The sequence below is a fragment of the Streptomyces sp. NPDC059455 genome (assembly GCF_042750115.1).
Classification (GTDB): domain Bacteria; phylum Actinomycetota; class Actinomycetes; order Streptomycetales; family Streptomycetaceae; genus Streptomyces; species Streptomyces endocoffeicus.
Map to the genome: position 1 here is coordinate 1,938 of NZ_JBHYVB010000190.1, position 4,492 is coordinate 6,429.

Below are 4,492 nucleotides of genomic sequence, written 5' to 3' on the forward strand. Positions count from 1 at the left end.
GGGGCGCGCGGGGGGGCGTGGGCGGGCGCCCCGGCCCGGCCGGGGGGGGCTGCGGCGTGCCCGCGCGGCTGCTGGTGCGGTGGGGCGCCCTCGCTGCGCCGGCCCCGGGCCTCGTCGGCCTTGGGGTACGCGGCGGCCGACGGCAGCCCGGAGGGGATCTCGTCCCGCTCGTCGTCGGAGTCGACAGACCCGGCGGAGTCGACCGACCCGGCGGACCCGGCGGACCCGGCTGCCTCCAGCGCCTTCGCCGGGGACGCGGCCTCCAGCGCGAGCCGACGGCGGCCCTCCAGGGCGCTGGCCCGCTCGGTCTCGGCCGTGGCATAGCGGCGCAGTAGCTCGGCGTGCTCGTTGCGCAGCCGGGCGAGTTCGGCGCGCTTGGCGCGCAGCCGGGTGTTGAGCGCGCCGCGGAGCTCGCTCGCCTTCTCGGCGTCCGCCTCGAGCTCCGCGATCCGCTCCTCGTACTTCATCTCCTGGCGCGCGGTCTCGCTCACGGCCTCCGCGACCCGGCGACCGGCCGAGCGGTCCCAACGGCGCATCAGGACGGCGCCGACGACCGCGGCGCCGGCCGCGGTCGCGGCCAGCCCACGGATCACGACCGTATCGCCGACCAGCCAGGTACCGGCGGCGCAGGTTATTGACGCGACTGCGACCGAAGCGGCGGGGAGGAGCCTGTGCAGGGGTGGGGATTGGCGGTGGCGTCCACGTGGCATGGCCCGAAACTTACCGTGCTAAGGGGTCGGTTGGGTGCCCGCCGGGCCAGATCTGTTGTCAATCCGTTGGCAAATGCGGCGGTTGCGCGGCCGAGATCCCTTGCCGAGCCCTTGCCAAGCCCTCCCGAGCGGGGATTTGATCCTACTTCACCAGCTCCTTGTCCCGCAGGTAGTCGCCAGCGACATCCGCCGGCTTGAGTCGCTCGGCGTCAACTTTCTTGTTGAGTTCCCTCAGATCGGCGGTCGTCAGCACCTGTGTGAGCTTGTTCAGCGAGTCCGCGATCTTCTGCGAGCCGGCGGACTTCGCATTCACCACGGGAAGTACGTTGTCGGCATTCTGCAGATTTTTGTCGTCACCGAGCAGCACGAGCCCGAACTGATCCAGCGTGCTGTCCGTGGTCGTGGTCAGAACCATCTGGTCCTTGCCGTCCTTGACGGCCTGCTTGGCCTGGACGCTGCCGATGTCCAGCGGGTCGATCCCGACGATGTCGATGCCGTACTTCTTCTCCAGACCCGGCTGGCAGAAGGGCCGCTTGGGGCATTCGTCGCCCGCCGCCAGGGTGACCTTCTGCTTGGACTTCCCGAGGTCGGAGAGCGTCTTGAGACCGTGTTTCTTCGCGAAGTCACCGCTGACCGCGAAGGCGTTCTGGTCCACGGCCTTGCCGGGCTCCAGCACCTTCAGCCCGCGCGGTTCGGCGAGCTTCTTCAGCGCCGCGACCGTCTTGGTCACGTCCGAGGAGGCCACCGGAGCGGCATTCGACCCGTTCTTCTTCTGGTTGAGGAATTCGGCCAGCGTCGCCGCGTACTCCGGCACGACATCCATCTGGCCCTTCTCCAGGGCCGGTTCATACAGCTCACGGGCGTCCACCGTCTTGATCGAGGTGGAATAGCCGGCGTCCTTCAGAACCCCCGCGTACAGCTCCGCGAGGATCTTCGACTCGGAGAAGGAGGCGGAGCCGATCACCAGCGAGCCCTTGCCCGGTTTACCGGAGCTGTCGTCGCCGCTCGACTTCTCCAGGCTGTCCCCGCCGCAGGCGGTCAGCCCGGCCGCCAGCGCCGCGACCCCCGCCACGGCAGCCGCCGCCCGATTGATCTTATGCATGGTTCCCCATCCGTAGTTGTGGCCGCGGTTGTGTGGCCGCGTTGTCGGCGCGTTCCGCGTCATCCGCGCTTTCCGCGTCGTCCGCGATCTATGCGTCATCCGCCTATGCGTCATCCGCGCTCCGCGCTGTCCGCCCTGGGTGTCCGCACGCCTTCGCGCCCGGTTGCGGGAGGGCTCGGCGCGCGGGTTCTACGTCGTGAGCGCCGGTGAGGCCGGCGCCTGGTCGGCGGGCGGACGCCGGGCCGCGGTCGACCGCCGCCCCGTCCTGCGCCGCATCGGGTCGAGCACCAGGCCCAGCACCACGAAGAGGCCCTCGACCACCAGCGCGAGGGACGCGACCAGCACCGCACCGGCCACCACCTGCGGGGTGTCGGTGAGCCGGAAGCCCGCCGTGATGATCCGCCCGAGACCGCCGCCGCCGGGCAGCGCGGCCAGCGTCGCGGTGGCCACGACCTGCACCGCGGCCGTCCGTACGCCCGTCATGATGAGCGGGAACGCCAGCGGCAGCTCGACCCGGCGGATCAGCTGGCCGCCGGTCATCCCCATGCCGCGGGCCGCCTCCACGACCTCCCGGTCCGCCTCGCTCACCCCGACATAGGCGTTGGTGAGCAGCGGCGGGATGGCGAACAGCACCAGCGCGATGATCGTGGGCCACTGGCCGTGCTTCCCCAGCGGGCTGAGCAGCAACAACACCAGTACGGCGAAGGTGGGCACGGCGCGCCCCGCGTTGGAGATGTTCACCGCGAGCGCGCCGCCCTTGCCGATGTGGCCGAGGGCCACGGCGATCGGCAGCGCCACCGCGCAGGAGATCACCAGGCAGACGAAGGTCAGGAACAGATGCTGGCCCAGCCGGTGCCACACCCCGTCGGGGCCCGCCCAGTGCGACCCGGTGGCCAGCCAGGTCCACGCCTTGGCGACGACGTCCATCAGGTGGTGCCCTTCCGACTCTTGCGTGCCCACGGCGTCAGCAGCCGCTGGAGGCCGAGCAGCAGCAGATCCGCCACCACCGCCAGCGCCACGCACAGCACCGAGGCGGTGAGCACCTCGGCCTTGAAGAAGCTGCGCATGCCCTCGTAGATGAGGTTGCCGAGGCCGCCGTATCCGATGATCGCGCCCACCGTGGTGAGCGAGACCGTGGAGACGGTGGTGATCCGCAGCCCGGCCATCAGCGCGGGCAGCGCCAGGGGCAGCTCCACGCCGAAGAGCAGCCGCAGCGGGCCGTACCCCATGCCCTTGGCCGCCTCCCGCGCCTCCTCGGGCACCGAGGCGAGACCGGCCATGATGTTGCGCACCAGGATCGTGAGCGAATAGAGCACCAGACCGGTGACCACCACCGCGGCCGATACCCCGAACACGGGCAGCAGCAGCGAGAACATCGCCAGCGACGGCACCGTGTAGAGGATCGTGGTCAGCCCCAGCACCGGCCCCGCGACCGGCCGCCAGCGGCGGGCCAGCAGCGCCAGCGGAAAGGCGACCAGAAGGCCGATCGCCACCGAGGCGAGCGTGATCCCTATGTGCTCGAGCGTCGCGTCCGTCAGCTCTTGACCACGTGTGCGTACATACTCACCGCATATCCACTCGTTACTGATCAGACAGTTTCCGTCGGCCATACGCTCACCTCCCCCGTCGGGTCGCGGGCCGGTTGCTCATCCCAATTCCAGGTGACCCTAACCCCGGGAGATGACAATCTCGTCCGATCGCCACACAACAGCAACAATGTCTGCCACGAATGCGGCAACAATGGGGAGCCATGATCCGTTTCGAGCATGTCACCAAGCGCTACGCCGATGGCACGACGGCCGTGGACGACCTCTCCTTCGAGGTGGAGGAGGGCGAGCTGGTCACCCTCGTCGGCCCCTCGGGCTGCGGCAAGACGACGACGATGAAGATGGTGAACCGGCTCATCGAGCCGACATCGGGGCGGATCCTGGTGGACGACGAGGACATCGCCGAGGCGGATCCGGTCGCCCTGCGCCTCCGTATCGGCTATGTCATCCAGCAGGTCGGGCTCTTCCCGCACAAGACCGTGCTGGAGAACACCTCGACCGTGCCGCATCTGCTGGGCTGGCAGCGGAAGAAGGGGCGGGAGCGCGCCGCCGAGCTGCTGGACCTGGTCGGCCTCGACCCGTCCGTCTACGGCGACCGCTACCCCGACCAGCTCTCCGGCGGTCAGCGGCAGCGCGTCGGCGTGGCCCGCGCGCTGGCCGCGGATCCGCCGGTGCTGCTGATGGACGAGCCGTTCGGCGCGGTCGACCCGGTCGTCCGCGAACATCTGCAGACCGAATTCCTGCGACTTCAGTCACAGGTGCGTAAGACCGTGCTCTTCGTCACCCATGACATCGAGGAGGCGGTCCGGCTCGGGGACCGCATCGCGGTCTACGGCTCGGGGCGGATCGAGCAGTTCGACACCCCGGCCACGGTGCTGGGCGCGCCCGCCACCCCGTATGTGGCCGACTTCGTCGGCGCGGACCGGGGGCTGAAGCGGCTGTCGGTCACCCCCATCGAGCCCGGCGACCTGACCCAGCCGCCCGTGGTCCACCTGCACGACCCGCTCACCAAGGCGGCCGCCAAGCTGACCGCCGACGGGGCGCGCTGGGCCGTCGTCCTGGACGACGCGGAGCGGCTGCACGGCTGGATCCCGGCGGAGGCGGCCGAGGGGGGGCGGGGGGGCGCGCCCGCG

At 70.4% G+C, this 4,492-nt stretch carries 4 protein-coding genes and 1 pseudogene; 1 reads left to right on the forward strand and 4 read right to left on the reverse strand.

Annotation, left to right across the window (positions count from 1 at the left end; genetic code table 11):
- From ACFXB5_RS42280 to ACFXB5_RS42295, 4 genes and pseudogenes are all read right to left on the reverse strand, one after another.
- Positions 1-593, reverse strand: a pseudogene (locus ACFXB5_RS42280) (hypothetical protein); the annotation flags it as partial.
- Positions 594-852: 259 nt separating this feature from the next.
- Positions 853-1,812 carry an ABC transporter substrate-binding protein gene (locus ACFXB5_RS42285; protein WP_385218851.1) on the reverse strand — a complete coding sequence of 320 codons (960 nt, stop codon included), beginning with the start codon at positions 1,810-1,812 and terminating at the stop codon, positions 853-855.
- Positions 1,813-2,001: 189 nt separating this feature from the next.
- On the reverse strand, positions 2,002-2,739 hold the full coding sequence (locus ACFXB5_RS42290; RefSeq protein ID WP_385218853.1) for an ABC transporter permease: 738 nt from the start codon (positions 2,737-2,739) through the stop codon (positions 2,002-2,004).
- Positions 2,739-3,422 carry an ABC transporter permease gene (locus tag ACFXB5_RS42295; protein ID WP_385218855.1) on the reverse strand — a complete coding sequence of 228 codons (684 nt, stop codon included), beginning with the start codon at positions 3,420-3,422 and terminating at the stop codon, positions 2,739-2,741. The genes ACFXB5_RS42290 and ACFXB5_RS42295 overlap by 1 nt, the downstream gene beginning before the upstream one ends.
- Positions 3,423-3,562: 140 nt before the next feature.
- Here ACFXB5_RS42295 and ACFXB5_RS42300 point away from each other — a divergent pair.
- Positions 3,563-4,492, forward strand: a 930-nt coding sequence (locus ACFXB5_RS42300; RefSeq protein WP_385218857.1) for an ABC transporter ATP-binding protein, incomplete at its 3' end; no start/stop codon positions are given.

Excerpts from the sequence above, each read along its gene's own strand:
- ACFXB5_RS42285 (WP_385218851.1), bottom strand. The coding sequence starts at position 1,812 with ATGCATAAGATCAATCGGGCGGCGGCTGCCGTGGCGGGGGTCGCGGCG.
- ACFXB5_RS42290 (WP_385218853.1), bottom strand. The coding sequence starts at position 2,739 with ATGGACGTCGTCGCCAAGGCGTGGACCTGGCTGGCCACCGGGTCGCAC.
- ACFXB5_RS42295 (WP_385218855.1), bottom strand. The coding sequence starts at position 3,422 with ATGGCCGACGGAAACTGTCTGATCAGTAACGAGTGGATATGCGGTGAG.